Below are 1240 nucleotides of genomic sequence, written 5' to 3'. Positions count from 1 at the left end.
CCATAGAAATGCGGCAGCCAGGCACAAAAAAGCGCCGGCTACACAGCTACGGCGCTACCGCGCCTCGAACATACAGGTTGCGACACCCGGCCACGGGATGACCGTGACAGGGCGGACTCTAGCGGCTCAGGGGGGGGAGGCAAGTCGGTTGGGGAACTATGGCTGGGGAATGTGAAAGATGTGGGGAAAAGAGTGGATGGCTTTGCCATCCACTCTACTGGCTATTTATCGGAAATTTTAACTTCAGGGCTTCCAAAATAGACAATATTAATCTCCTCCTCCGAAAGCAGAAGGCAATAATGCACCGCACCATCAAAATCAACAGTGTCGTATGTTTCTTCTCTTAACTTTTTTAAGGTGCCTGAATTGCTTACAACATACAGAGATAGCAGCTCATTCCTTTGTCGCCCATGATTACTCTTCAAGTTATAACTATCATTTATAACAGAATAGCATACCAAGTCCTTCAAATTGAATTCTAGATTCAATCTCCATGTGGAGTCTAGGTTTTCGCACAATCTGATTAACAAACCTTCCTTTGTGTCTATTATTTCTTCTAGACATAACCTTTTCGGTATATTCGCACTAGGGCGCCAAGGGGTTAAAAACTCTTGGCCCGATTGCCGCTTACTCTCCATACCTCACCTTTATTCTTTCGCGTCCATCTTGTATTTCTAGAGTGGGCCTGCCATCAGTACTGTCTGGTCTGACAACAACTTTTCTTCCATCAGGAAGATTACCTACCCTCCCTCCTGGGATATCTTTGACATCGGATGGCCCGAGATCATCAAAATCACCGTTTGCCGTTCCGAAATCCCCGGGTTTTACCCATATTTCACTAGGTCCTCTAGTTTTGTCCCCAGGGACCGCTCCAGGCACGGGGCACTCATTGGGCTCCTCGCTCTCATTGGCAGAGCAATTTCCAGTAAGCAAACACCATAGGCCAATTCCTCCCGTATTTGCAGCCCCGCTTGTAGGCGATATACCCGCCGCTGCACACGCTGCCGCATTGGCTGGGTTCGCACATGCGGCCAAGGAGGACAAGCCTGACGGATCGAAGTAATAGATTGGGTTCCCATTTGCATATCCGTAGGTGTTCAGCCCGCCGTTCAGGCCGATGGGATCACTCTCCACATAGCGTCCGGTCTCCGGGTCGTAATCCCTGAAGTAGTTGTAGTGCAGCGCACTGTGCGCATCGTAGAGCTGGCCGGGGAAGCGCAGGGGGATGTCGGTGGCGATG

Annotated in this window: 1 protein-coding gene; it reads right to left on the bottom strand. The window is 50.2% G+C overall.

Annotated elements, in window-relative coordinates; translation table 11 throughout:
- Positions 1-627: 627 nt before the first annotated feature.
- The coding region (locus tag BZL41_RS29070; protein ID WP_256578149.1) for an RHS repeat-associated core domain-containing protein at positions 628-1240 on the bottom strand (613 nt) is incomplete at its 5' end.

Origin of the sequence: Pseudomonas sp. PIC25, from assembly GCF_002286785.1 — a bacterium.
Lineage (GTDB): Bacteria > Pseudomonadota > Gammaproteobacteria > Pseudomonadales > Pseudomonadaceae > Pseudomonas_M.
Note: the sequence above shows the minus strand (reverse complement) of the source record. Positions and strands in the feature narration are given on the sequence as shown.